29 protein-coding genes are annotated in these 23,619 nt (G+C 47.9%); 15 read left to right on the forward strand and 14 right to left on the reverse strand.

The features are described from left to right. Positions 1-37: 37 nt before the first annotated feature. Complete coding sequence (locus tag QVC96_RS06405; RefSeq protein ID WP_238025403.1) at positions 38-967, forward strand: MBL fold metallo-hydrolase; 930 nt, start codon at positions 38-40, stop codon at positions 965-967. Here the strand turns inward: QVC96_RS06405 and QVC96_RS06410 are convergent. Genes QVC96_RS06410 through QVC96_RS06420 form a run of 3 tightly spaced genes read right to left on the reverse strand, consistent with a single transcriptional unit; the run spans position 945 to position 2,623 of the window. Then, positions 945-1,679, reverse strand: coding sequence for a VIT1/CCC1 transporter family protein (locus QVC96_RS06410; RefSeq protein ID WP_238025404.1), 735 nt, complete (start codon positions 1,677-1,679; stop codon positions 945-947). The two genes, QVC96_RS06405 and QVC96_RS06410, sit on opposite strands and share 23 nt — an antisense overlap. 42 nt (positions 1,680-1,721) lie before the next feature. Further along, positions 1,722-2,201, reverse strand: a complete 480-nt coding sequence (locus QVC96_RS06415; protein WP_238025405.1) for an AAA-associated domain-containing protein — start codon at positions 2,199-2,201, stop codon at positions 1,722-1,724. Positions 2,202-2,230: 29 nt separating this feature from the next. Then, positions 2,231-2,623 (reverse strand): hypothetical protein, encoded by a 393-nt coding sequence (locus QVC96_RS06420; protein ID WP_287690283.1) that lies wholly within the window; start codon positions 2,621-2,623, stop codon positions 2,231-2,233. 86 nt (positions 2,624-2,709) lie between these two features. On the opposite strand from QVC96_RS06420, the gene QVC96_RS06425 reads away from it, so the two are divergent. Both QVC96_RS06425 and QVC96_RS06430 read left to right on the forward strand, forming a co-directional pair. Further along, on the forward strand, positions 2,710-3,984 hold the full coding sequence (locus QVC96_RS06425) for an APC family permease (protein WP_287690284.1): 1,275 nt from the start codon (positions 2,710-2,712) through the stop codon (positions 3,982-3,984). Positions 3,985-4,055: 71 nt separating this feature from the next. Then, positions 4,056-4,484, forward strand: coding sequence for a PaREP1 family protein (locus QVC96_RS06430; RefSeq protein WP_287690285.1), 429 nt, complete (start codon positions 4,056-4,058; stop codon positions 4,482-4,484). Here QVC96_RS06430 and QVC96_RS06435 read toward each other — a convergent pair. The 5 genes from QVC96_RS06435 to QVC96_RS06455 all read right to left on the reverse strand — a co-directional run bounded on the left by QVC96_RS06435 (position 4,481) and on the right by QVC96_RS06455 (position 9,327). After that, the gene (locus tag QVC96_RS06435) at positions 4,481-4,894 is read right to left on the reverse strand and encodes a hypothetical protein (RefSeq protein WP_287690286.1); all 414 of its coding nucleotides are present in this window, start codon (positions 4,892-4,894) and stop codon (positions 4,481-4,483) included. The two genes, QVC96_RS06430 and QVC96_RS06435, sit on opposite strands and share 4 nt — an antisense overlap. Further along, positions 4,891-5,613 (reverse strand): helix-turn-helix transcriptional regulator, encoded by a 723-nt coding sequence (locus QVC96_RS06440; protein ID WP_287690287.1) that lies wholly within the window; start codon positions 5,611-5,613, stop codon positions 4,891-4,893. The genes QVC96_RS06435 and QVC96_RS06440 overlap by 4 nt, the downstream gene beginning before the upstream one ends. After that, positions 5,598-5,741 carry a hypothetical protein gene (locus tag QVC96_RS06445; RefSeq protein ID WP_238025411.1) on the reverse strand — a complete coding sequence of 48 codons (144 nt, stop codon included), beginning with the start codon at positions 5,739-5,741 and terminating at the stop codon, positions 5,598-5,600. Before QVC96_RS06445 ends, QVC96_RS06440 begins: the two co-directional genes overlap by 16 nt. Positions 5,742-5,776: 35 nt before the next feature. Next, on the reverse strand, positions 5,777-8,365 hold the full coding sequence (locus QVC96_RS06450) for a COG1361 S-layer family protein (protein WP_287690288.1): 2,589 nt from the start codon (positions 8,363-8,365) through the stop codon (positions 5,777-5,779). An 86-nt stretch (positions 8,366-8,451) separates the two neighbouring features. Next, positions 8,452-9,327, reverse strand: coding sequence for a mechanosensitive ion channel domain-containing protein (locus tag QVC96_RS06455; RefSeq protein ID WP_287690289.1), 876 nt, complete (start codon positions 9,325-9,327; stop codon positions 8,452-8,454). Positions 9,328-9,541: 214 nt separating this feature from the next. On the opposite strand from QVC96_RS06455, the gene QVC96_RS06460 reads away from it, so the two are divergent. Further along, positions 9,542-10,138: a hypothetical protein gene (locus QVC96_RS06460; RefSeq protein ID WP_287690290.1), complete on the forward strand. Its 597-nt coding sequence runs from the start codon at positions 9,542-9,544 to the stop codon at positions 10,136-10,138. A gap of 68 nt (positions 10,139-10,206) precedes the next feature. After that, entirely contained in the window at positions 10,207-10,677 is a 471-nt protein-coding gene (locus QVC96_RS06465; RefSeq protein ID WP_287690291.1) for an NUDIX hydrolase, read from the forward strand. Here QVC96_RS06465 and QVC96_RS06470 read toward each other — a convergent pair. Beyond that, entirely contained in the window at positions 10,663-12,021 is a 1,359-nt protein-coding gene (locus QVC96_RS06470; protein ID WP_287690292.1) for a RuvB-like helicase, read from the reverse strand. The genes QVC96_RS06465 and QVC96_RS06470 overlap by 15 nt on opposite strands. Positions 12,022-12,228: 207 nt before the next feature. Between QVC96_RS06470 and QVC96_RS06475 the strand changes: the two genes are divergently transcribed. Then, positions 12,229-13,059, forward strand: a complete 831-nt coding sequence (locus QVC96_RS06475; protein ID WP_287690293.1) for a PfkB family carbohydrate kinase — start codon at positions 12,229-12,231, stop codon at positions 13,057-13,059. Next, a complete protein-coding gene (locus QVC96_RS06480; RefSeq protein ID WP_287690294.1) occupies positions 13,056-14,105 on the forward strand; it encodes a DNA polymerase IV in 1,050 nt (349 codons plus the stop codon). Before QVC96_RS06475 ends, QVC96_RS06480 begins: the two co-directional genes overlap by 4 nt. On the opposite strand, the gene QVC96_RS06485 is transcribed toward QVC96_RS06480, so the two are convergent. Further along, positions 14,079-14,522 (reverse strand): hypothetical protein, encoded by a 444-nt coding sequence (locus tag QVC96_RS06485; RefSeq protein WP_238025418.1) that lies wholly within the window; start codon positions 14,520-14,522, stop codon positions 14,079-14,081. The two genes, QVC96_RS06480 and QVC96_RS06485, sit on opposite strands and share 27 nt — an antisense overlap. A 12-nt stretch (positions 14,523-14,534) precedes the next feature. Here QVC96_RS06485 and rtcA point away from each other — a divergent pair, with 12 nt between their 5' ends. Beyond that, positions 14,535-15,539, forward strand: coding sequence for an RNA 3'-terminal phosphate cyclase (gene rtcA, locus QVC96_RS06490; protein WP_287690295.1), 1,005 nt, complete (start codon positions 14,535-14,537; stop codon positions 15,537-15,539). On the opposite strand, the gene QVC96_RS06495 is transcribed toward rtcA, so the two are convergent. Together QVC96_RS06495 and QVC96_RS06500 are read right to left on the reverse strand one after the other, a co-directional pair. Beyond that, positions 15,520-16,497, reverse strand: coding sequence for an alcohol dehydrogenase catalytic domain-containing protein (locus tag QVC96_RS06495; RefSeq protein ID WP_287690296.1), 978 nt, complete (start codon positions 16,495-16,497; stop codon positions 15,520-15,522). The two genes, rtcA and QVC96_RS06495, sit on opposite strands and share 20 nt — an antisense overlap. Then, a complete protein-coding gene (locus tag QVC96_RS06500; protein WP_238025421.1) occupies positions 16,497-17,783 on the reverse strand; it encodes a glutamine synthetase family protein in 1,287 nt (428 codons plus the stop codon). Before QVC96_RS06500 ends, QVC96_RS06495 begins: the two co-directional genes overlap by 1 nt. 83 nt (positions 17,784-17,866) lie before the next feature. On the opposite strand from QVC96_RS06500, the gene QVC96_RS06505 reads away from it, so the two are divergent. Further along, complete coding sequence (locus QVC96_RS06505) at positions 17,867-18,094, forward strand: hypothetical protein (RefSeq protein ID WP_238025422.1); 228 nt, start codon at positions 17,867-17,869, stop codon at positions 18,092-18,094. A 6-nt stretch (positions 18,095-18,100) separates the two neighbouring features. Here the strand turns inward: QVC96_RS06505 and taw21 are convergent, their stop codons facing one another. Both taw21 and QVC96_RS06515 read right to left on the reverse strand, forming a co-directional pair. Beyond that, entirely contained in the window at positions 18,101-18,871 is a 771-nt protein-coding gene (taw21, locus tag QVC96_RS06510) for a tRNA 4-demethylwyosine(37)-methyltransferase Taw21 (protein WP_287690298.1), read from the reverse strand. After that, positions 18,834-19,988 (reverse strand): amidohydrolase family protein, encoded by a 1,155-nt coding sequence (locus tag QVC96_RS06515; protein ID WP_425597983.1) that lies wholly within the window; start codon positions 19,986-19,988, stop codon positions 18,834-18,836. The genes taw21 and QVC96_RS06515 overlap by 38 nt, the downstream gene beginning before the upstream one ends. Positions 19,989-20,127: 139 nt before the next feature. Between QVC96_RS06515 and QVC96_RS06520 the strand changes: the two genes are divergently transcribed. The 6 genes from QVC96_RS06520 (at position 20,128) to cutB (ending at position 23,614) form a co-directional block, all read left to right on the forward strand. After that, positions 20,128-20,946: a hypothetical protein gene (locus tag QVC96_RS06520; RefSeq protein WP_287690299.1), complete on the forward strand. Its 819-nt coding sequence runs from the start codon at positions 20,128-20,130 to the stop codon at positions 20,944-20,946. A gap of 9 nt (positions 20,947-20,955) precedes the next feature. After that, complete coding sequence (locus tag QVC96_RS06525) at positions 20,956-21,198, forward strand: hypothetical protein (RefSeq protein ID WP_238025426.1); 243 nt, start codon at positions 20,956-20,958, stop codon at positions 21,196-21,198. Positions 21,199-21,203: 5 nt separating this feature from the next. After that, the gene (locus QVC96_RS06530) at positions 21,204-21,794 is read left to right on the forward strand and encodes a hypothetical protein (protein ID WP_287690301.1); all 591 of its coding nucleotides are present in this window, start codon (positions 21,204-21,206) and stop codon (positions 21,792-21,794) included. A gap of 63 nt (positions 21,795-21,857) precedes the next feature. Next, positions 21,858-22,595 carry a uroporphyrinogen-III C-methyltransferase gene (gene cobA, locus QVC96_RS06535; RefSeq protein ID WP_287690303.1) on the forward strand — a complete coding sequence of 246 codons (738 nt, stop codon included), beginning with the start codon at positions 21,858-21,860 and terminating at the stop codon, positions 22,593-22,595. 17 nt (positions 22,596-22,612) lie between these two features. Next, positions 22,613-22,744 (forward strand): YHS domain-containing protein, encoded by a 132-nt coding sequence (locus QVC96_RS06540; RefSeq protein WP_425597987.1) that lies wholly within the window; start codon positions 22,613-22,615, stop codon positions 22,742-22,744. A gap of 33 nt (positions 22,745-22,777) precedes the next feature. Beyond that, positions 22,778-23,614: a glyceraldehyde dehydrogenase subunit beta gene (gene cutB, locus QVC96_RS06545; protein ID WP_287690304.1), complete on the forward strand. Its 837-nt coding sequence runs from the start codon at positions 22,778-22,780 to the stop codon at positions 23,612-23,614. Positions 23,615-23,619: the final 5 nt, after the last annotated feature.

The following is a 23,619-nucleotide window of genomic DNA, read 5'->3' on the forward strand; positions in this document are numbered from 1 at the left end:
GACCTAAAGTTAAAAATTATTTGATGTTAACTAGATTATGGAGATTGAACCAATTGCCTTTGAGAGCCTGGGGGTAAGGTCACAGGCAACGCTGGTGGAGACCAAGGACGTGAGGATTCTCATAGATCCTGCTGTTTCCTTGGCACCAAGAAGATACGGTCTACCTCCGCACAGGATTGAGGTAGATACGCTGGTGGAGCTCGCCAAGAAAATCACGGAAAAGGCAAAGGAATCTGACGTACTCGTGGTTACACATTATCACTACGATCATCACGATCCGGGTTACGTTATACCAAAGGAGGTATATAGGGATAAGCTAGTTCTCGTAAAGAACCCGGAGTCGTATATAAACCCCAGCCAAGGTAAGATTAGGGCCCCCAAGTTCCTTAGGGCCATCAAGGGTTTGCCTAAGGAAATATCGTACGCTGATGGCAAAGAGTACAGATTGGGTAACACCAGGATTATCGTGTCCCATCCTGTGCCCCACGGGGCAGACGTAAGGCTGGGCTACGTTATTCAGGTTTTCATTACCGACGGAGACTCCTCCATACTCTTCACCTCAGACGTGGAGGGAGTTCCAAGCGAGGAACACGTAAAATTCACCTTAGAAAGGAAGCCCAACTTCCTGGTGATCGACGGACCCCTAAGTTACCTAGTGGGCAGAGCCCTCACAGAGGATCAACTGCATACCTCTGTGAAGAACATGGAGAGGTTGGCCAAGTCAGGATTGGAAACCATGATAGTAGATCACCACGTTCTTAGGGATCTAAGGTATAGGGAGGTACTTTCAGACCTATATAACGTGGCCAAGTCTTCGGGCGTTAAGCTTACCACTGCAGCCGAAATCCTTGGCAAGGAGACTCTTCAGCTTGAGGCTAAAAGGAGAGAGCTTTTCGCCAGGGATAACTCGCCAGCTAGAATACCGAGAAACCTCGCTTCTCTTCTTAGAATAGACCAGGAGGGATAGGAAACACGAAGGAAAGTGCGTAACCCGCTAGATAACTTCCCACGAGTGCCAGAAGACCCGTTGCTACCTGCTCTCCAGCTCCCCTCCATTTGGGCAGTCCAGTATACCTGGTTGATGCTGATCCAAAAATGGTGAGTGTTATCAGGATGAGTGCCACAGATGACAGAATTGCAACGTCGAAACCTATCCTGAATATTACGTCTATCCCGAAGGGTATCAAGGGTATCAATCCCCCGATCACTAAGTAGAGGGCCATGATCAGACCGAGCTTGGCGGGTTTCTCAAATTCCTCTGGAAAGATCTTCAATTCATGAATCATCATCTCGTTAAGCACAACGTTCCTGTTCCTCATGAGTATCTCAGCTATCTTCTCTGCCTCCTCCCTTGAGAATCCCTTCTCCTCGTAGAAAGAGATCAGTTCTCCTTTCTCCTTTTCCGGAAAATTCTGAATCTCGTAGTCCTCTTTCCTGATCTCGTTGTTGAAGACTTGCATCCTCACCCTAGTGGAGATGAATTCTCCGACGCCCATGGAGAAGGCCTGGGCTATGGTGGCTATGAGTCCCGTCACTAGAACGAGAAGAGAGTCGTGGGAAAATCCTGCCGCGCCCAGGGCAATGCTTCCAACACCTATTAATCCATCCTGAACTCCAAAGACCTTTGTCCTGAAGACGTCGGCCTCCTCCGTTCTATGTTGGATTTCCTTATGTTCCATAACCCCATACTTATTCTGATTCATTTAAAAGAGTTGCTAGAATTACGATTTATCGTAGTTGACCTTATATGTTTCCTCGTCCACCCTGGAGATCAGGCCTGAGTAGACTCCCCATTCCAGAAGTATTAACTGAAGTTCGTATTTTCCCTCAGGCTTGTTATATGTCTGTACCCCTTTCTTCTCCAGAGCTTCCATGAGGCTGTCCAAGGTGAACTCTCCCAGTTCAACCGCAGTCTTGAATGGCTCGGTCTTTACTAGGCTCTCCTTGAGGATTTCCTTTCTTCTTCTGATATTGGACTTGAGAAACTCAGACCCCTTATCAGTTATGATGATATCACCTTCCCCTACAGTGGCGAAGCCCATGGAGTTGGCTGCATAAACAATGGGCATCAGGTCGTCCACGTCCACCTCCATCTCCTTCTCTATCTGATATAGGTCTGCCTTTCCGCCAAATATGTTCTGAAGGATTGAAAGTAATCCTAGGAGGTCCGCTATTCTGGCATCGGAACTAATTACGTTCATAACTAGAAACCTATGTAAAGCAGAATATTTCAATCTTTCTTAGCTCGATTCATGAGATCCCTGGATTTCCTGGATGCCCTCCCCCTAACCCAGAAAACAATATAGACTACGGGGAAAACGTAGAAACCCATCACCATGAGTGCATCGAGGATGGTTATTCTTGGCGAAGAACCGAACTGGGAAAGGGCCTGCATGTGAGCTTGAGAAAGAGAAGAGGACAGAATTGCTAGGATACCTAGAATGAATCCTAGATTGAGAGCCCAGGCAATGCCTTTCTCCACCAAATACGAGAGGGCCAGCAAAACTATTACCACCACGTAGGTCATAGCGGTGAGGATGGAAGGTACAACGCCCAGTAAAAGATAGCCTCCAATACTGAGGCATATGGCCGAACCTAGGAGCAGGATTGAGTAGATCCTCAACTTATGTTAACTAGTGTTAGTGGGAAATAAGTTATCCTGTCACTTACTGCAGTGGTATTTATATTGGAGTACCTTGTCTTCATCATATGGCTAGCCTATCCAAAAGGCTCGAGATAAAGGAGTCCTCCCTGCCAGGCTATCTAGTTTTCAGCCAATCGCTGGCGTCAATCGCACCGTTAAGCTCCATGGCTGCATATTTGACAGCCACCCTGGCACTGGCCGGAACATCCAGTGGCATTGCGTCTATACTGGGTGTCGCAATGTATTCCCTTTGGGTTTATGTGGGATATCAACTGTCAAAGGCGTTCCCTTCCGAAGGGGGTACCTATACTTTTTCCAGAAACATGTATCCCGACAGGATGGCGATGGTACTGGGGTGGATGTACTGGGGAAGTTACATGTACTACTTAATCTCCACCTCCACCTACGCCTCCGGAGTACTTCTACCCCTGATGGGAGTCCCTGGAACGGTGGACAGGATAGCGGAAGTGATACTTCCCTTAGCTATACTTCTACTCATGATTACGGGGGTAAAACCTCCCCTTTACTATAGTCTCGTTACGTCACTTGCGGAAATAGCGGTAATAGTGATACTAGGCATAGCAGTTATTGGGCATAAGGGATTCTCCTTACTCCCGCTAACGCCTTCTGCAGGGATACCTCAGGTACTCAGCGGTGCCATTGCAACCTCCTTTACTGTAGCAGGTGGAGGTGCGTCCTTCTTCCTGGGAAAGGAGGCACGTGGGAAAGGGAAAACTGTGAGCATATCTTACCTGATTGCTTTCCTCCTGGCTTCAGGTGCCATAGCGTTTTCCTCCGTTTATCTGGTGTTGGCTGGAAGTTCTGAACAGGGAGTGGAGACCCTTGCCAACACGGGGTTCCCGGGGCTGATAGTGGCGAAACAGTTCATGGGTCAATCATTTGTCCTGGTGATGCTGGTGTTAACCATTAACAGCCTTGTTGGTTCTCTTATAGCAGCGTATGTGGCATTATCTAGGCTTACCCTTTCCCTTCTCAAGATTAGCCTTCCTAGGTCCACCTTGCTCGTTGGTGCACTGTTCGTGGGAATTGACCTAGGAATTTCAGGTTCCGGGAATCTCCTGCAATGGTATCAGTACTTTTTCCTAGGTTCATCGACTGCCCTTTTCGCTACTCATACCGCGTTGTCCCTAGGCCTTCCCAAGATCAGGAACAAGTTAGGGCTGAATCCAGTGAAGACCCTTCCAGGAATCCTCTCCGCCATTTTAATGGTGGTGGGCCTTTACTCAATCTATCTTGAAGTTGGAGAGGGACTGGTGGTGGGCATAGTCTCATGTATAGTTCTCGTAATGATGGGAGTAATTCAGGGACTAAGGAGATGAGGACAACTAAACCCTGAAGAGTAATATTTGATGATCCCTCTTATAAGATCCTACCCAGCAATTATTCATGTGTGAAACTACCCGAAGCAATAATCGAAATCGGAAAGGAGGCCAGAAATGAGGCCAATGATGCACTGGAGGGAAAACTTAACGTCCAAGAGATTGTGAAGATAAGGCTTGACACGGCTGAATTCTACCTGGAACAGGCTCAAGAGACCCTGAAAACCTCTCATGTTCTGGCCAGCGAGATGCTTTTCAAGGCCATTGTCGAGGGATTGAAAGCCCTGGCAGACTACTTTGGGGTGAGAAAGGAGCTAAGGGAACTCCCCATCTATCTGGAGGACATACTAGGGGAATGGATAGGCAATGCATGGGAAGTAGGGAAAAGGCTCCATTACGATGGTTACATTTTCGAATTTCTTCAGCAGGATGATGTCCAAGAATACTTGAAATACGTAAAAGAATTCGTAAACAACTGCAAGATAGCGGTTCTTTATTAATCGTCGTGCTCTCCTTGATATACGACCGTTAAGTTAATTATTTGTTCTAACTGAGTTTTTGATATATTTTCATTTGTTATACCCGTAGCATAAAATTGGACCTCATATATTCCTTTATGAAGATGGACTACCTGTAATGGAGATGAGAGGGTGAGAACAATTGTCCTATGATCTCCTCTGGATAGGTCAAGTATTGCAATAACGTACAGGGACTTCACCGTGCTGTTGGCAGTCAATTTCACCAGATAGGTCCCTGATCGGTCCACCACAATCGTTTCAGTAAAGTTGAGATTGAAGGGATGACCTTGAGGTGCTTTGGTGGGGACGGTAGTGGAGATAAGTTTCACGGACGAAAACACAGTAAAACCTAGGGAGATGGCCAAAAGCAGGATAATGATAACGGTCCTCACTTAGCACCACCCTTCACTACGTACTTAACCTTGCCCTTTTCCCTTATCTCCTCTATGAGACCTAGGCTCACCAATTTCTTCACCCTCCTATATACGGTGGTCCTAGGAAGGAGAGATAGCTCGGAGATCTTACTCAGGTTATCTGCTCCCGCCTTTATGGCTTCAAGTATCTTGATATCTCTGTCGTCAAGTTCGTTGGGCGGGGCAACCTGAGGAGTTGGTCTCCTTCTCCAGAGAAGGTAAGCCAGATACGCAGTGGCTCCACTGCTAACACCTGTACTGTAGATATATGGATTCAGGAACGGATTCTGATCCACAATATAGTACAGTACGGTAACGTTGCCAGTGCTGAAAGTGATATTAATGTATGACCCCTCCTCGTTGAGGGATGTTGGGGTCTGAGAGATATATGTAATCCTAGAGTTCAAGGGCAGAATGACGCTAACTGAAGAAATATTGGGTTGTGAGACTTCAATAACCCCCTGGGTCCTCACATGAAACTTGATCTCTGATGTGTTAACGGGATACACATATCCGCCTCTTTCTAGCACACCTTGTGTAGTCACCAAGGTCCAGTTGCTTGGAACAAGTATCCATTCGGGCCTGCTGAAGTAAAGTATCACTGTACCATTATAGTAAAACGTAGCACTAACCTGCGAAATGGTAACTGGTAACAACGCCAACGCTATCACCAGCAGAAAGATTACCCTTTGACGCATGACAGAAACACCGCTATTCCAGCTAGCGCAATGATGGCAAAATAGAACAGAAACGCTAGCGCCACAGATATAGCTGGGTAAGCTGGAACAATGAATGCCAATAGCTTAAGCAAATGCTCAGCAACCATGAATAAAAATAGAGAGAATAAGATAAAAAATGTTGTTACTTCTTTCTTCTGAGCAAAATTAGAACCACTATTATGATTATAATTACTACTATGATAGCTATGTAAAATGCAGGATTCTGTACTATCACTGAAGTTAATGGGGGAGTCACGGTGACGGAGAAATGATCGTTTTGAACGAATGGCACGAATGATCCTGTCTGGTTCCACACCAGGGTCAGGGTTAATGGATAAGAACCAACGGAGGCTCCTCCGCTCACATCAACCACATATGTGACATTTATCTCCTGTCCTGGACCGATATCACCAAGACTTGACTCTGACGCTGTCAGTCCCTGGAGAGGATTAGATGAGCTAACGTGAGGATATATAACGTCTGAAGTTCCAAGGATTGCCTTAACGTTCTTTGCTGTGGCGTTGCCCACGTTCTTAAGAACAAGGGTTATGGGAACCTTGGTATCGCCAGCCTGCAGGGAAGGATAGATCACATTGACTATCGTGAGGTTGGCCTTAGGATACACGGTGAGGGAGTACGACTTGGTATAGCTACCCCCATCGTAGAAGATGGTGAAGTTAAGGTGATACTGTCCTGGACTCGCTGAGTCGGGAACATTAATCAGGAAAGATACGTTAACAGGTACCCCCGGTGGGATAGCTCCAATGGTCAAGTTGTTCTGGGAAACCACCGGGAAGGGTGATTGCAGAAATACATATGAGTTCTGTGCAGTCGCTGTTCCATAATTTGTTATAACGCCGTCAACTCTCACGTCGTAGAATCCAAGGAATACCTGGGGCGGTACCGTGAAGAGGGATAGGGCTATTTTTGGCGGATAAATGGTGACCGGCACGTACTGGGTTACGTTAACATCGCTGTAATGCACAACGACAGGAATATAATACGTTCCAGGCGTAGCATTCGGGTAGACGTTCACGGTAACGCTACCCTCGTTAATTTGACCCGCTGGGACTATTCCTATCATGATCGAGCTCTGCGTGAACTGAATGGGGAACTCTGAGCTTGTAACGTAGAGAGACACGTTGAGCGCGTTAACGTCTCCCAGATTCCTTATTATAAAGGTTAAGGGCAGGTTAGTCTGTCCCGGTGCAGCAGTCAACGGGGAAGACGTTGACCCCCATACGCTGGATATGGAGAAGGTCTCATACCCCACTATGGGCACCGTAATGAATGTATTAATCACCTCCTTTCCCGAGAAGTACTGGATCTGGGCCGGGATCTGATAGACGCCAGAGGTGGCGTTGGGGTAAACTGAGGCGTAAGTTGTGACCTCTATGGGCTGGCCCGGAGGTAAGTAGCCCACGTTGAGGTAGTTTTGCATGAACTTGATAGGATAGGTTGAGGTCAGAAGTAGGGAGGCATTGGATATCTCCACGTTACCTTGATTGTCTATGATAAGGGTTATGGGAACGTTGTTATCACCAGGAGCAACCAGCTGTGGTGAGGATGGGGAGCCCCAAACGGCCTGAACTGATGCCCTGGTGTAGCCAAGGATGGCCACAGGCACATAGATGGTCTGCCTCTCGTCGAAGTAGTTGACAGTTCCCCGAATGTAATACACGCCAGGTGACGCGTTAGAGTATACAGAGACCGTTAATGTTGTCTCAGAGTAGAGCCCGGCCGGTATTATCCCAAGGTAACCACTCTGTTGCAGGAAATGTAATGGGAATTCGTTTTGAGGGAAGGTAATTGATACGTTATCCACATTGACGTCGCCTAGGTTGTTTAGTATGATGGTGAGTGGAAGCCTTGCACTACCAGCTCCAGCTATGATGGGGTTGGACGTGCTTCCCCAGACTGCGGTTGCAGAGAAATTAGCGTAACCAGTTATGGGAATAGAGATTGTGGTCGTTAATTTGCTGTGCGAGAAGTACTGGATCTGGGCCGGGATCTGATAGACGCCAGAGGTGGCGTTGGGGTAAACTGAGGCGTAAGTTGTGACCTCTATGGGCTGGCCCGGAGGTAAGTAGCCCACGTTGAGGTAGTTTTGCATGAACTTGATAGGATAGGTTGAGGTCAGAAGTAGGGAGGCATTGGATATCTCCACGTTACCTTGATTGTCTATGATAAGGGTTATGGGAACGTTGTTATCACCAGGAGCAACCAGCTGTGGTGAGGATGGGGAGCCCCAAACGGCCTGAACTGATGCCCTGGTGTAGCCAAGGATGGCCACAGAGGCGTTTAGGGTTTCATGGAAATGACGGAAAATGGCAATGGGTCCCGCAACCTTCAGGCTGATGTTATAGACACCGTTAGAGGCAGAGGTGTTGATGTTGTAGTAGTAAATTACGTTAATAACCTGCCCCGGGTTCCACTGAAGTACTGATGTGTTCTGCGTATTGTTGTAGTAGTTTATGAGTTCAAAGGGATACACGCTAAATGCTGAGATATTTACATTGTACAGGGCAAAATTGTTTGCATTTATCAAGGTAAAGTTGATAGGAACGTTTGTCATTCCCGGAGCCAGTGGTTCCTCCAAAGGTCTGGCATACATTATGAAGTGCAACTGCGGAGATGAGATTCCAATCCCATAAACCGGAACTGTCGCGAAAAACGTTCCAAGAAGTAATAGCCCCGTTATCAATATTGTGTACAAAGACCTTGATCTCATAGGTGCTAAAGATATATCTTTAGTATTTAAAGTCATGTAACGGTAGATGTTTCAAATCGTAATTACTAAATCGTGGCTCGGTCCAGCTACTTTCCCTTGAGTTCCCAGTACGCTCTTTCGAAGGCCTTATTCACGGTATCAAGGTAGCGGGTGAGATTTCTCATCTCATCGAGCCTTATCACAACGAGAAAAACATTGGTAGATCCGTTCTTGTTATAGAACGAGATCTCAGGTAGCTGGGCCTTCATGTTCTTAAATTCGTCCTCTATTATGTTACGAGCTCGCTCCAGCAATAGGTTACCTGGCACATCTGCATTCACTGTAAGCTGGTAAGGATATGAGAAAGACCCGTCCTCCTTTAATTTAGTGAAGACGGTGTTTCCTAGGAAAGCCGAGTTTGGAACCTTGACTAGGTTCCCGGATATGGTCCTCACCTCAGTGAAGAGGAGGGTTACCCTTTCCGCCTCGCCAACAATTGGGGGTGACCAGATCCACGATTGGAGTATTACTGCATCTCCAGGTCGTAGGGTCCTGCTAGATGTTACCATTACACCGGATAGAATGTTAGAGACCACGGTCTGAGCGGCTAAACCTATGGCCACACCGCCTACTGCACCGCCGATCGCAGCCCCTGTGAGATTAACCCCCAGGGCGGAAAGAATGGCCAACACCAGTAGAGTATAGAGGACTAGATCCACTACGAGAGACACCGTTCTTATGGTCACCTTGTCAGCTCTCGTCGCCAGATAGTTCTCCAGAGCATATTTAATGATTCTAATGACCACATAACCGCCAATACCTACTAAGGCCGCGTCCAGTCCAAGCTGAACATCATTAACGTAAGGCACAAGCTTGGAGTTGGAGGTAATAAAGGCCGATAGGACCACATGAAGAACATAAACTAATGCTCCAATTATCACCAGGAGTAAGAGGATTCTTATTATTGGTTTAGTAGAACTCATGGGTAATACACTGAGTTATCATTTCATTTATTTTTTACGACTTTTTGGACATCTTTGCCCGGAACTGATTAAGTCAATCAGCTCAGCTTTCGCTGAACAGACCGGAGCACGCTCCCATGGACTCAGCGATATATCTCCGCTACATACCAGACCAGAGAGGAAAATCCAAACCAAGAACAAGTAATTTTTTCAGCTAGTGGTGAACTGCCAGCGAGTGAAATTCATCAAAATGCCAAAAAGAGAAAGGGATGTTCACGTTGCCCTAGAAATATCATCTGAACTTTTCTCGTCTGCGCTGGGTAGATCGCTTGGTCTTCCTGTGAATGAGGTTGAGTTAGTCAAACTTGAGGACGGTAAACACGCACTTTCTATGGATCGTCTTGAGCAATTTGAAGGAAACAACGTAACTAACCTTTTCGAGCTGGGAATGGCCCTACCATTTGAGGAATTCCTGCTAAACGTGGATCTCAAGAGGGAACATGTTATGGCAAAAGATGGAAAGGGTCTTATCATAGATCACGGACATGCCCTGGACTCTTGGAAACCGCTTTATTACGTGGAACAAATACTGTACAGCCCTGTAACTAGGTTTAATCTATGGGCCACACAAGACTCGTTGAAGGAAGGGGTTGAAATAATCAAGGGAATTAACATCGATGAGATCTCCAAGACCTTGAGGGAGACAATGATGAGAGTTATGGACGCGGGTATTTGCAGTCTCTTCACGAAACAGATTATGGAGGAGCACCTTCATATCTCCATCAAGATTCTGAAACATAGAAAGACTATAGTCCCAAGGTTCTACTTATAGGGAAAGAGTTGATTTAGATGCTTTTGTTACTTTAATGCTTTATAATGAAGTTACCAAATATTCTAATTATGGAATGTGACGCTGCGGTTGTGCTAATTCTTAGGGATGACGGGAAATTTCTAGTAATAAAAAGGGCTGATCAGAAGGGAGATCCCTGGAGCGGACATATGGCACTTCCCGGCGGACATAGGGACGGGGATGAGAGTTGCGAGGCGACTGCCGTGAGGGAAGCTCAGGAGGAGGTGGGGATCACACCAACCAACTTAAGTTACCTAGGAATATACTCTCCCCACAACAGGGAAATGAGAGTTGCCGTGTTCGTTGGTTACACAAGTTCACCACAGGTGAAGATAGATGGAGAAGTAGATAAGTGGTTTTGGGTTGATCCCAGTGAACTTAGAGAAGAAAATGACCACTTCGTGTATCATGGCTACATTATCTGGGGGATGACCTACAGAATCCTGAAGGATTTCCTTTCAGCCCGGCAACGATCAAGTCATCAAGTCCAAGCCGTCGACCAGTCATCACTTAAGGAATAGGTTCTCATACTCTTTCACATATTTAACGCTTCTCTTCAGGTCGCTGAACAGCCTCGACGCCTCCTTCACATCCTCAGCCTTAACCACTCCCCTTCCAGATTTCCTTGCTATAACCCGTGATGGCTCAAGTAGCTGGATGGAGTACCTTAGGCTCTCCTCTGAAGCCATGTTGGTGAGTTCGTCTAGAGCTGCTAGCTCCAGTTCAATATCCAGTTCCTCCGCCCTTATGGAGATTATCTCCCTGCTCTCTTCCTTGCTGTAGGGCCTGGTTGTTATGATGAGGAGCCTGTCAAGTAAGTCTAGGGGCATACCGTGTGGCGCCTCAACGTCTGTGCCTCTTATCTTTGTGGTCCCCCTATTAGTGGCTAGAACCAGTATGGGAGCCAGTTCAGCTTCCAGAGCCTTCGTCAGGAAGGAAAACGTCTCTATATCCAGCATATGTGCGTCATCTATGAAGAGAACTCCAGGTATGAGCTCCGCAGTACCCTTATTGATCATGTCCTTCACGTAGGCATCCACCTGTTTCCTGATGTCCTGACTAACCTCCCTCTCACTCCACAGCGAGAACAACGCTGTGATGGAAATGCTCTGAGCCGCTAGGGTCAAATCTAGATCGTAAAGGGTGAACGTGTTCGTTAGTTCCTTTTCCTTCTTTACCGGTCCACTCGGGATCTCCACGGTTCTTCCAGTGTCTATGTCAAAGGTCTTTACTCCCTCCACTCCCTTGGCCTTTCCAGTCCTGACTACGTTTCCAGTCTCCGCATCAATCCATATCACGTCCCCCTTCCTTATTCCCATCTTGCTTATCTGCTCAGCTATGGTCTCGCCAGCGGTGAGCGTTCTCTCTTCATCCTTGGTTGCAAGCTTTATCTCCACCTCCCTGGGCATCTGAACATATGGGTTGAGCCTGCTCCTTGCAATCCTCATCTTGATGTCCTTTACTACCCCCTCATAAACCATTCTTCTTTGCCTTATCCTAACGCCTATGGACTTCCTTAGGGCTTGGGTGAGCACCTCCGTCTTCTTGAGATCCACGGAGTATATTTCTGAGGCATTGAGCGTGTTGAAGGGAGTGTCCTCTCCCAATTCCTTGGCTATGCCCACGGCCAAGGCCGTCTTGCCTGTTCCAGGTGGCCCCACTAGCAGGATTCCTTTACCTGCCATTTTACCCTGTTTTATCAACTGTACAACCACCCAGGCTGCTTCCCTGGCCTCAACCTGTCCCACGAGTCCATCAGCCTTAAATTTGGCCTTCCCATTTTCATCCACGCCGAGACCCGTAATATGACTATGAATACTTGCCCTTCCAGTCTCAACTTTTCTAACTTCTTTGATCTCAGCCATGGGACATCAGCAATTTTTTTGCGTCAATATTTTTGAATTTAACTTCCAAGGTTGCGTAAATGGTCCGGGTGATCCGGAACCTTGATGGGAGATAAAACTGGGGAAATCTTATAGTCTATGCCAATAACCTTTTTCTCCGTGATGATAACCTTTGGGGCAGAAATGTGAAGAGGTGGCGGCTAACTGACCATACCAGTTCATCTATCGGTGGGAAAGCTCAATGTGGACATCATCGTGAAGGCAGATAGAATTCCTGAGCCAGATCATCCTTTCTATACGGATACATTAAACATCTTTCCAGGTGGAGCGGCGACCAATTATGCACTAAGCGTGCACAGGTTGGGACATGGCTCCAAGATACTGGCAAAAATTGGCAGATCTCCCATAGTGAAATCATTAATGACTCAACTGGCCGAAGAAGGGGTTGGGCTTGATTACGTGGAGGAAGTGGACGCTGAGCCTAACCTCACTGTAATCTTCCTGAGAGAGGATGGAAGGATCTCCATGATCAGGAAGAAGACCCACTCGTTGATTCCCACGCCGGAAGACGTTAGCAAGATGAGGGGAATGTTCGATGTAATTCACTTCGCCTCGGTACCTCCAACTTCCGTAATATACGACGAGGGTGCAAGGCTGGTCAGTTACGATCCGGGACCCTATGCAGCGGAATATGGAGGGGAGAAGGTGGACGTAATCTACACCAACGAGGTGGAGTACGGCAGGCTGGGGTCAAGGATAGACGCAAAGCTGGTCGTGATCAAGCGTGGAAGTAGAGGAGCCATAGTACTGGGGGATGGGATTGAGTGCGAGGCAAATGGCCTCAAAGTGAAGGTTGTGGACACCACGGGAGCAGGTGACGTGTTTGACGCAGCGTTTAACGTTAAGTATTCCCAGGACGAGACAGTGGAGGAGGCTTTACGTTTTGCAATTACGGCCTCGGCTCTTAAAGTGGAAAGGCTAGGAGGTACCGCTTCCCCAACCCTTGAGCAGGTTGAAGAAAGGCTAAAAAAGAATGAAGTAAAAGTAATTTGTAGATGATTGTATTATTTGTTGACTTTGACTATTTCTATGCGCAGATCGAGGAGATCCTGAACCCGTCGTTGCGGGGTAAGCCTGTGGTGGTCTGCGTTTACTCTGGCAGGAGCAAGGACAGCGGAGCCGTGGCCACATCAAACTATGAGGCCAGGAAACTGGGAATCAAGGCAGGAATGCCCATAATCAAGGCAAAGGAGATGGGAAAGGACGCTATCTTTCTTCCCATGAGAAAGGAAGTTTATCAGGAGATGTCCAGGAGGGTGATGGAGATTATATCCAACTACGGTGACAGACTTGAGGTGGCAAGTATTGATGAGGCCTACCTGGACATAACGCGACGAGTGAAAAACTTTGATGAGGCCCGGGAACTGGCGATGAGGTTGAAGGCAGAAATACTTGAAAAGGAGAAGTTAAGGGTGACAGTGGGTGTAGGCCCGAACAAGGTCATTGCTAAGATAATTGCTGACATGAATAAACCTGACGGATTGGGAATAGTTTATCCTGAGCAGGTTAAGGAGTTTCTAGATAATCTTGACATATCCAAGGTGCCGGGAGTTGGGAAGATAACAGAGGAGGTTTTGAGGAAGGCTGGAATTAGCAGGCTGGGCGATGTTAGCAACAGGACCGAGGAACTGGTTAGGCTGGTGGGTAGAAGCAAGGCAAATTACCTGTTAAGTCTGGCAAATAACACTTACCACGACCCTGTGAAGACTAGGGAAATAACCCACAGGGGAAGATATGTCACCTTACCAGAGAACACCAGGGACATTGAAAAGATACTTCCATCCCTGAAGAAATCCATAGTGGAAGCGTATTCAAAGGTGGATGGTATACCCATGGAGATCTACGTTGTGGCGATCATGGAGGACCTCGATATAGTGAGCAAGGGAAGGAGCTTCAAGTTTGGCATTTCTCAGGACAGGGCACTATCAGTGGCACAGGAGTTATTGCGCAGAATCATAGAGTCTGACGGGAGGAGACTCAGGAGGGTGGGGGTGAGGCTGGGTAAGATAACCAGATCCTCAACCCTCGAGGATTTCCTCCACTGATAGCGATATTACACCCTCGAGTTTCCTGAGATCCGGTTTCCCATATCTGTTCACGTAATTGAGATACCCCCTAACTCCCCTCTCCTCTCCTTCTATTCTGGACTCCACCCTGGGGTTTAGTATGAGAGGGATATTCTCGGTTACTCTAGTTCTCTCCACCCTTATGACCTTTGATAGTCTCTCCATGTCCTCCCTCACCCCCTCTGCCCTCACTATCACCTTATCGCCCTCCACTACCCTCACGTCGTTTACCTCTCCATACTTGTCCTCGACCAACACGAATCTGGCTAGCCTTCCCCCCTCCACGTCCTCATAAAAGTTCAGGCCCAGGAGATACTTCCCGTGTACTGCCAGGGGGATGACAGCTAACCTTTCGTGACCTGAAAGGTTAGCTATAGCCTTTATTTTGACCTTCATGAATCTACTTCCGTGCTCGAGATAGATGGCTCTTTCGGTGAAGGTGGAGGGCAGATCCTGAGATCGTCTTTGACACTCTCATGTCTCACGGGAAGGGGATTCAGAATAAGGAGGATTAGGGCAAAGAGGAAGAACCCGGGACTTCAACCCCAACATCTAGCCAGTGTAAGGGTTATGAAGATGCTCACCAACGCCAGGGTGAGAGGGGACTACCTTGGATCTACGGAGCTAGCATTTGAACCTGGGAACGTTATTGAGGGAGACCTCTCCGTGGATGTGGGAACTGCTGGGAGCGTGACGCTAATTGCCATGACCGCCATCCCGGTGATGATCAACAGAAAGATTTCCCTTAGGATAAGGGGAGGAACTGACGTGCCTCTATCTCCTCCTGTGGATTACATGAGGCTTGTTCTCATCCCAGTTCTGGAGAAGATGGGTATCACCGGGAAGATAGAGGTTAAGAGGAGGGGCCACTATCCTGAAGGAGGAGGAGAGGTGGTGGTCTACGGCTTTAGGGGTGAACCGAGTGACTCGGTCCTTAGCCATTTCGGTGAGTTGAGGGAGATAAGGGGGATATCACATGTCACCTCCTTGCCATCCCACATTGCCAGAAGGCAGGTGACGGGAGCAATGGAGGTTTTGAAGGAGTTCAAAGTTCCCGTGAACATAGAGGAGGAGATAACCAAGGAGGGAAGTAAGGGCACAGGAATAGTGCTTGCAGCCTACGGATCCTCGGTCATGGGAGCAAATAGCATAGGAGAGATAGGAGTTACCGCGGAAAACGTTGGGAGAAAAGCTGGCACAGATCTGGTCAGGGAATTGAAAACTGGTGCCGGAGTGGACTCACACATGGGGGATATGCTGGTGATCTTCTCAGCATTTGCGAACTTGGAGTACTCAGCTTCATTCCTTACCCAGCACACTGAAACTAACATAGAGGTAACGAGAAAGTTCCTTGGGGTGGACGTAACCCTGGAAGGCAAGTCCCCCTCTAGGATCAGGATAAGGAGGAAGTAGGAGGATAAATTACGGCCCTCCCTGCTATTCTCCCTTCCATAAGGTCCATGATTGCCTGATTAACCTCCTCCAGAGGATAGGGCACCGTTAAGGTCCTAAGTTTACCCTTCTCAAATAACTCCACTACCTCCTTTAAGTTGCTCAGGGTTCCATAAAGTATTCCCTTAACCCTGAGTCCCCTGAGAACCAGAAGCTGGCCCGGTATGGTCAGCTCTCCCCCAAACTCGCCCACAACCCTGAGCTCACCGGTCCTCCTCAGTAGCCATGGTAGCTCCTTTAGGGTGAGGTCACTGCCCACGTAATCTATAATAAAGTCAAATTTCCTTGTCCCCACGGAGCTAGAGAGATCTGTGGAGTATTCTCCCTTGGTGAAGACCACTTCGTCTGCCCCCAGTTCCTTGGCCTTCTTAAGCTTCAGGGAGTTCCTACCCACTACCCACACCTCGGAATTGATGTTCCTGAGAAGCTGGATAGAGAATAGCGCGACTGCTCCCGTTCCGAGCACTGCAACCCTGCTTCCCTCAGTTATCCCCTCCACCGAGCTCACGGCTGTAACCCCCGCATCTGCCAACGGAGCAACCTCAAGTGGTGAACCTCTCACGGGTACTAGGGGGAAGCCTGAGACATCAATCCTCTCAGCGAACCCTCCATTCCTGTGAATACCCAGAACCTCAACCCTCTCGCAGAACTGTGGAACCCCGGACCTGCACTCTTTACATGTGCCACATCCCCTGGCGTTATAAACAAGAAACGCGTTTCCCCTCTCATCCACAACGGATATCTCGTGCCCCAAAACCAGAGGTAACCTGGTCTGGATGTCCCAACTCCACTGTCCCGTAAGCACATGTACATCTCCGTGGCATAACCCAGTGGCTCCCACCTTGACGGATCCCGGAGGAGTAGGAACGTCCTCTAAGGAGAGAGGTCTTCCAAACTCTCGAAGAACTGCAGCTAACATTACCATCCTGCCTTGAGGTATGCGTCCCTTTCCCACTGGGTTATGAAAGACTCATACTCGTCTATCTCTCTCGTTTTCAGCTCAAGGAATGCCCTTATCAACTCGTCCCCTATGGAGTACTTCAGGGAGGTGTCCCTTTCCAGATAGCTCAGGGCTTCCCTCAAATCCCTCGGAATGCTCTTGACAACGCTGTTAATTTCCGTATCCAAGTTCTTCTCTATACCCTCTATACCAGCCAAGATTATTGCCGACAACAGCAGGTAGGAATTGGTCAACGGATCCGCAAGCCTGAACTCTATTGCCTTCTGCTCCTTTATATTGCTGGGTATCCTGAGGAGGAAGTGTCTCTCCGAACCCATCCCGCCTAGGTTTGGAGTCACCAGCTCCTTAAACCTCTTATAGGAATTTATCGTGGGGGAGGCTATTGCAAGGATTGATCCCAGGTGCTCCAAGATTCCGCTAAAGAATGCATAGGCGGTTCTGCTTAACCCCACTCCCTTGGGATCATTGGAATCCAGCATGGCATCGGAGCCATCCGTCTTCACCAGCCTCAGGTAGATATCCATGCTACTTCCGGGTGTATTGGCAAAGGGTTTCGGCATGAATGTAGCCATCCTCCCATGAATCTTAGCCACGTCCCTGATTACTTCCCTAGCTGTAATAAGATAGTCAGACGCGCTCATGACGTCAGCTGAGGAGAAGGTGATCTCATACTGTCCGGGACCATAATGCTTGTTTATCATTTCCACCTGCACGCCAACCATTTCAAGGTGCTTGATCACATCCTTCAAGAAGTCCTGCTGATCCATAAGGCCCTCAGGAGAAAAGGCCTTTCCCATATCAGCTGTCTCCCAACTACCCTGATTGTTTCTGAGGAGGTAGAAGGTGGGCTCAAAGGAAGTCTCTAGCTTGAGGCCGTGTTCCTCCAGTTTATTCACTGCCCTCTGCAGGAGGCTCCTCGTGCAGAAGGGTAACGGTGTCCCGTCCGATGAAAAGAGAAAGGAAAGTACCCTGGCTGTCCTCTCCAGGTAGGGAATTATTACGAAGGACTGGGGATCAGGCACAGCTATCATATCCTCGTACCTTGACATCAATGGTCTGTCCTGAAAATCCAGCATGACCAGGGACTCGGCATAGGGAACCCCAAGATCCTGCGTCATTATTTTCTCAAACTCTGCCCTTCTAAGGGATCTTCCTCTCACGTGACCTAGGATGTCTATGAACTCTACTCTCACGTAATCTACTCTGCCGGACTTGAGGGTCTCAATGAGATCTGTCCTTGACAACTTAATCTGCTGTTTAGTGGGCCATCCAAAATAAAAGCATTAGGTGATGGAACAGTTATTTAGCCCAAGTTGGAATAATACCTGTGGATCCACAGGAACTGGAAATAATGAACTTGGGCGTCATGGCCTGTCAGAGGAGGGTGACAAGGATAGGGAATTATGAGATACGTTTCTGTAGAGAAGTTAAGAATGGTCTCTTCCTTTACCTGGTTGAGGTTAAGTTTAGAGGATACCTTAAGTCTAGGGGAGTCTTCACGGATTTCAAGAATGCCACACTTTTCGCTGGTTCTTGGATCAAGAGCCTGATATGAAACGCGTCAAACCTCTTTCCTTATGTCCAGAATGACGTGGTACTTTCCAGGGTTAACGCTTCTTACCACCCTTCCCTTTATCGCTCCTGGAAAAGTAGACATGGCCTTTCTCACCGGATCTTCACCCCGTTTCACCTCCACCTCCGCGAAGAGATGAAGATAGCCTCCAGGCTTAAGCTTTGACAAGGCCAGCTGATATGCCTCACTATCCCTTTCTGGCAGGGGCGAGATTATTCTATCCAAGGGTTCAAGCTGGTTAAGTCTGACGAACGCATCACCATACATGGGTATTACTCCATACGCGTCATTGAGCTCCACGTTCACCATCATGAAGTAATAGGCGTAGGGATTGATGTCAATGGAATATATTACCTCTGGTTTCCTCAACTTGTAAGCCAGAATTGAGATGGGACCAAACCCCGAGAAGAGGTTTCCTACCCTTTCCCCGGGTCTGACCTTTTCCGCTATTCTCCTGTGTTCATATGATAACTTCTCTGAGAAAAAGACCTTCCGTATGTCAAGATAGTAGGAACAACCGTGTTCCCTGTAAATGGTGTCGCTCCTAGCCTCCCCAGCCAGATGAAGATAGGTGGGAAGCCTGTACAACCCTGAAACGTCCCTCTTCCTACCCCACACTGACTTCACCTTGGTCCTCTCCATTACCTCCTCTGCGTATTTCTTTAACTCGCTGATTTCGTATTCGAAGGGTATGGGAATGACCGCTATGTCCCCGATTATCTCAATTCTTTTCCAGATGCGACTTTTCCCCAAACTCATTGATAATCTCCTGTACCTCCTCCACGTCCTTGCTCCCCACGTTCAGGGGAACAGTTCCGTCAAGGACTGGCTCTCCTCCCACAATCACAGTCTCTGGGACTCCTGTAGAGAACACCAATGTCTCGTAAGGTGATGTCAGGTCAAGAGGATAGAAGGGAGGCTCGTTCACCTGATAAACGACCAGGTCTGAAGTGGAACCTATCTCCAGAGGATAGCCCATGAGGAGTTGATTGTAACCCCAGAGAGTGGCTGACCTGAAGGCCTCCTCAGGGGTGAGCAATAACCTGGAAACGGCAAATCCCAGTTCCGCTCTGGGGTCATACCTCAAGCTGAGGTCCAAGGCAATTGAGGGTGAGTACGAGCCCAGGGTGAACTTACAAACCTCCACTGACGGAAGAAACGAGAGCCCCAAACCGCGCTGTTTCACAACTGAGAGATCTCCTCTGGATCCTCCACCCAGAGCTATCACCCTATTTGGCGTGTTCTCTGTGAGGTTGACTGACCTGTCTATCAAGACGGGAACTCCGAGCTCATTGGACACGGCTGTGACCTCGCCAAGTTCTTCGGCATCACACAGTTTCAGAACCACCCTGGTCTCTCCCCCGCTCCACTTCTCGTGGAGAACCATGAACTCCCGTTTCCAGTCCGACGGGCCCCAGCTACAACCCACGTTAACTGCAATTATGGGTCTTATTCCCACCTTAATCATGGCCCTCGCCACGCTCTCCGGATAGGGATCTGCAGTCACTGCGGTGGTAACTCCAACCCTCAGAAGATGATAAGCACCTAGGATAGCCAGATGATAAACGTCGTTCTGCGTCATTGAGGAAACCAGATCGTTTGGGTTTTTCCTACCTGAAACTATTGAGTACCTGAAGGGGTAAAGTGAGAGAATGGTATGTGTGGAGACTAGCCCAGGAGAAACGATTCTATCACTGCCTCCTAGAACAAGTTCCGCGTCCTCGAAGTCCTCTGGTTCCTCCCTTGTCACGGCAACTAGCCTAGATCCCTCTATACCCAAGTGAACATTTCTCAGCACATCTGTCTTTCCGTAAGCCAATCCTGCCTTAATTAATATCTTCAAGATTCTTCCTTGAATTGAGTAGAGCCTGTTCAACTTATAAAGGTTCGGAAAACCTCACCCCTCAGGGCGGGATAGCCACAAACATCAGCAATGCACCACATGAATTTCTCGTGATCATGCGGTTCCTCTCAGTTAGCCGTTTATAACCGGAGAAGTCGTATTTTATCATACCTTGTTTATCGAGGCTCTTGAGGAGGAGGCCAACGCTATTCGCAACGTGGAACCTAGGGTACACGTCAAACTGGAGAGAGGAGTGATAACTGGAGCGGGAGATTCCTACGCAGCATGCCTGGCCATAGAGGGGATAAGTAAGGGAAAGTTTAGATGCGTCGACCCGTATGACCTACTGGAGTGGGATCCTCCCGCATCTCTGGTTATAGTGTCGGTTTCAGGAAAACCCGTAGTTTATCAATGGTTACTAGAAAAATTTAAAGGTAAGAGCAAGATTTACGTGGTAACGGCCAACCCGAGATCGAGGATTGCGGAGCAGGCTGATGAGATCGTGGATATACCCTACACGCCCAAGTTACAACTTCCAGGAACCCTCTCCTTCTTCTCCACCCTCAAAACCCTATACGGGCTGGCCGGGATTGAGGAAAAGGTAGAGCAGGGTAAACCTCTTCCTTTAGGCCATGAACCATTCTTCGTGGGAAAGTCCGGGAACTACGGGATTGCCTACTTTGCCTCTCTGAAGATGTCAGAGATCTTTGGCGAAATCAGTAGGGCAGAAAGGTTTGAGCAATTCCTCCACTCTCCAATATTTTCCACCAAGGACAGGAGGGTAATACTTCTCTCCTCCGGTGATGATAGGGAGAGAAAACTCTTGAGCGAAGTGGATAACTTATCCTTAACCGAATGCACTACCCTGCTGTGTAACGCTGAGTCCGTGATCCTATCCGTAATCCAAGAAATGAGGAGGAGAGGATGGGACAGAATCTATTACCTCGAGAACAAAAATATCTTAAGGGCCAGTTCCAACATGATATATTAGGTGCGTGAAATGACCGATGAGGTAGACTTAACGAAGCAATCGGGAGGTTGTGGGGCAAACTCTCCTGCAGTTACCTTGATGAAATTCTGGTTAGAAACTGGAGGTAACAGAGATATCAAGGTGTTCGCCACACCCGGTGTACAGGCTGACCAGGTTGATATGTGGGCCATGGCCATGAGCGACCAAGGGGTAAAGATACTCAAGAAGGAAAATGAAGACGGAAAGGTCGTGTACATAATACACTTACCGTGATAATCATGAATTATCTTAAAATAGGTGAGGTCACCGGTATTGCACTCCTTTTCATATCTGCAATTATCTATATACTAGGAGATCCTCTGCTCAGACTCATCTCCTACCAGGGACCCATTCTGGCAGGAGGGTTGCTCGGCTGGTATGTACTGCATAGCTCTACACCCAACGAGAAATATGTGGAGGATCAGGATGGGGAGAGGGTTCCAGTAACCTCGGTCCTGCTGAGAGGAAAAGCGTGGCTCCTTATTATCATTGGGGTTTTACTCATGATCCCGTGGTTTACTCCTCAGATCTATACAGTGGCACTACATCAGCAGATAATATTCGTGATGTCCTTCATCTTTCAGTTTATTGGAGGATTTATAGTTGGTTACGTTGTACCTTCCCTGAGGTTCATGGAGAAATTTATTCTATATTCACTTGGATTTGGAGCGGATCTGTTCTTTGTCCTTCTACTTTACATTTACTCCAATCTCTTTGAGGTGTCTCAGACAGCTCTTCTGAACAACGTGCTGATCCTAGTTTATGGAGTGAAGCTATTAGAGGGTATAATGTTCGGGGTCTACATTGTGAGAAGGATTAACGCAATTTAAGTAAACATAGCTCTTGGATCAACACGATGTCAGTTTTATACTCCAGCAAATAGTAGTTCAGAGATGAAGGGAAGAGTTGTTCTAGTTGGCGCTGGACCTGGTGACCCAGGACTCATCACCGTGAAGGGACTACAGCTTCTGAGCTCCTGTGATGTTGTAGTATACGACAGGTTGGTCTCCGAGGATTTACTTAAATTCACCAGGAAAGACGCTGAGCTCATATATGCAGGGAAAAACCTTGGCGAGTCGTATAACCAGTCCCTGATAAATGAAATACTCCTTCAGAAGGCCAGGGAGGGTAAATTAGTAGTAAGATTGAAAGGTGGAGATCCGTACGTGTTTGGGAGGGGAGAGGAGGAATGCTCTTTCCTGACAGAAAGGGGAATTGATTGCGAAGTTGTCCCGGGAGTTACCAGCGCCATAGCAGCTCCGGCCTATGCAGGAATCCCTGTAACATCAAGGTGGTTTTCCTCGGGATTCTGCGTACTTACGGGATCCAAGGCCGATGGCTCCAGTATAGATCCGGACTATATTCCCAGGAAGGGAACCCTCGTGATTATGATGGGAATATCCAAGATAGATGAGGTGAAGAAAGCCATTCTTGGGATTAGGGATCCGAGGGAACCTGTTGCCATTATAGAGAAGGGAACCACTCCTTCCCAAAGGGTTGTGGAGTGCACATTGGAAAGACTGGATTACTGCGTTAAGGAAAACAACGTCTCATCCCCAGCCGTTATAATTGTGGGAGAAGTGGTAAAGTTAAGAAATAAATTGTGGAACTACCACAATGTCTTAGGCTGAAAAATTTGAAGGACCCCGTGTGTGGAGAGGAAGTTTCAGCATCTACTTATACATACACGTACAAGGGTAAAACATACTATTTCTGTAGCCCCATGTGCATGGCGGAGTTTAAAAAGAGACCTGAGAAGTACTTGAAACAAGGTACATGAAAAACATTTATACGTTGCAGATCATTGGGTTATATGTACCCGCCAAAGTTCGGTTATGTTATACCCGACTCGATAGATGAGGCAAATGAGTTCCTGGAAAAGCATGAAGATGCCAAGGCACTTGCTGGTGGCCATAGCCTGATTCCCATGTTAAAACTCAGGATACTCAGACCCTCATATCTAGTGGAGTTGAAGGGTTTGAAAGACCTTCATTTCATCAAGAGGGAAGACGGTAAGATAAGGATCGGCGCGCTTACTACACATTATGAGATTGTGAAGGCTAACCTGCCCTTGTTGAGCGAGGCCGGAGCCACTGTAGCTGATCCCCAGGTCAGGAACATGGGTACCATAGGAGGAGTAATATCTCATCTGGATCCGGCTGCTGACTATCCCGCTTCCCTGATTGCAATGGATGCTGTGGTGAGGATTAAGGGTACCAGGGGGGAAAGGGAGGAACCCTTCAGGGATTTCGCAAAGGACATGTTTTCCCCAGATCTAAATCCTGGAGAGTTGGTGAAGGAGGTTGTGATACCTGACTTCAAGGGGTATTCCTTTGCCTACAAGAAGCTGGAAAGGAGGGCAGGAGATTACGCCATAGTGGGGGTAGCCGTTCTCCTGAAGAAGGAGGCAGGGATAGTTAAGGATGTCAGGATAGGACTCACTGCCGTCAACAATAAGGCGGTAAGAGCTACTGAGGCGGAGAAAATACTTCTAGATAGGTCACCGGATGAGAAGCTTATAGAGGAGGCAGCAGACAAGGCCATGAGTTACGCTAACCCCACCTCGGATATAAGAGGAAGCGCTGAATACAAGAAAAAGATGACAAAGGTTATGACCAAGAGAGCTTTACAAGATGCGTTGAAGAGGTGAACAGA

Source organism: Metallosphaera javensis (ex Sakai et al. 2022) (assembly GCA_021654415.1).
Taxonomy (GTDB): Archaea; Thermoproteota; Thermoprotei_A; order Sulfolobales; family Sulfolobaceae; genus Metallosphaera; species Metallosphaera javensis.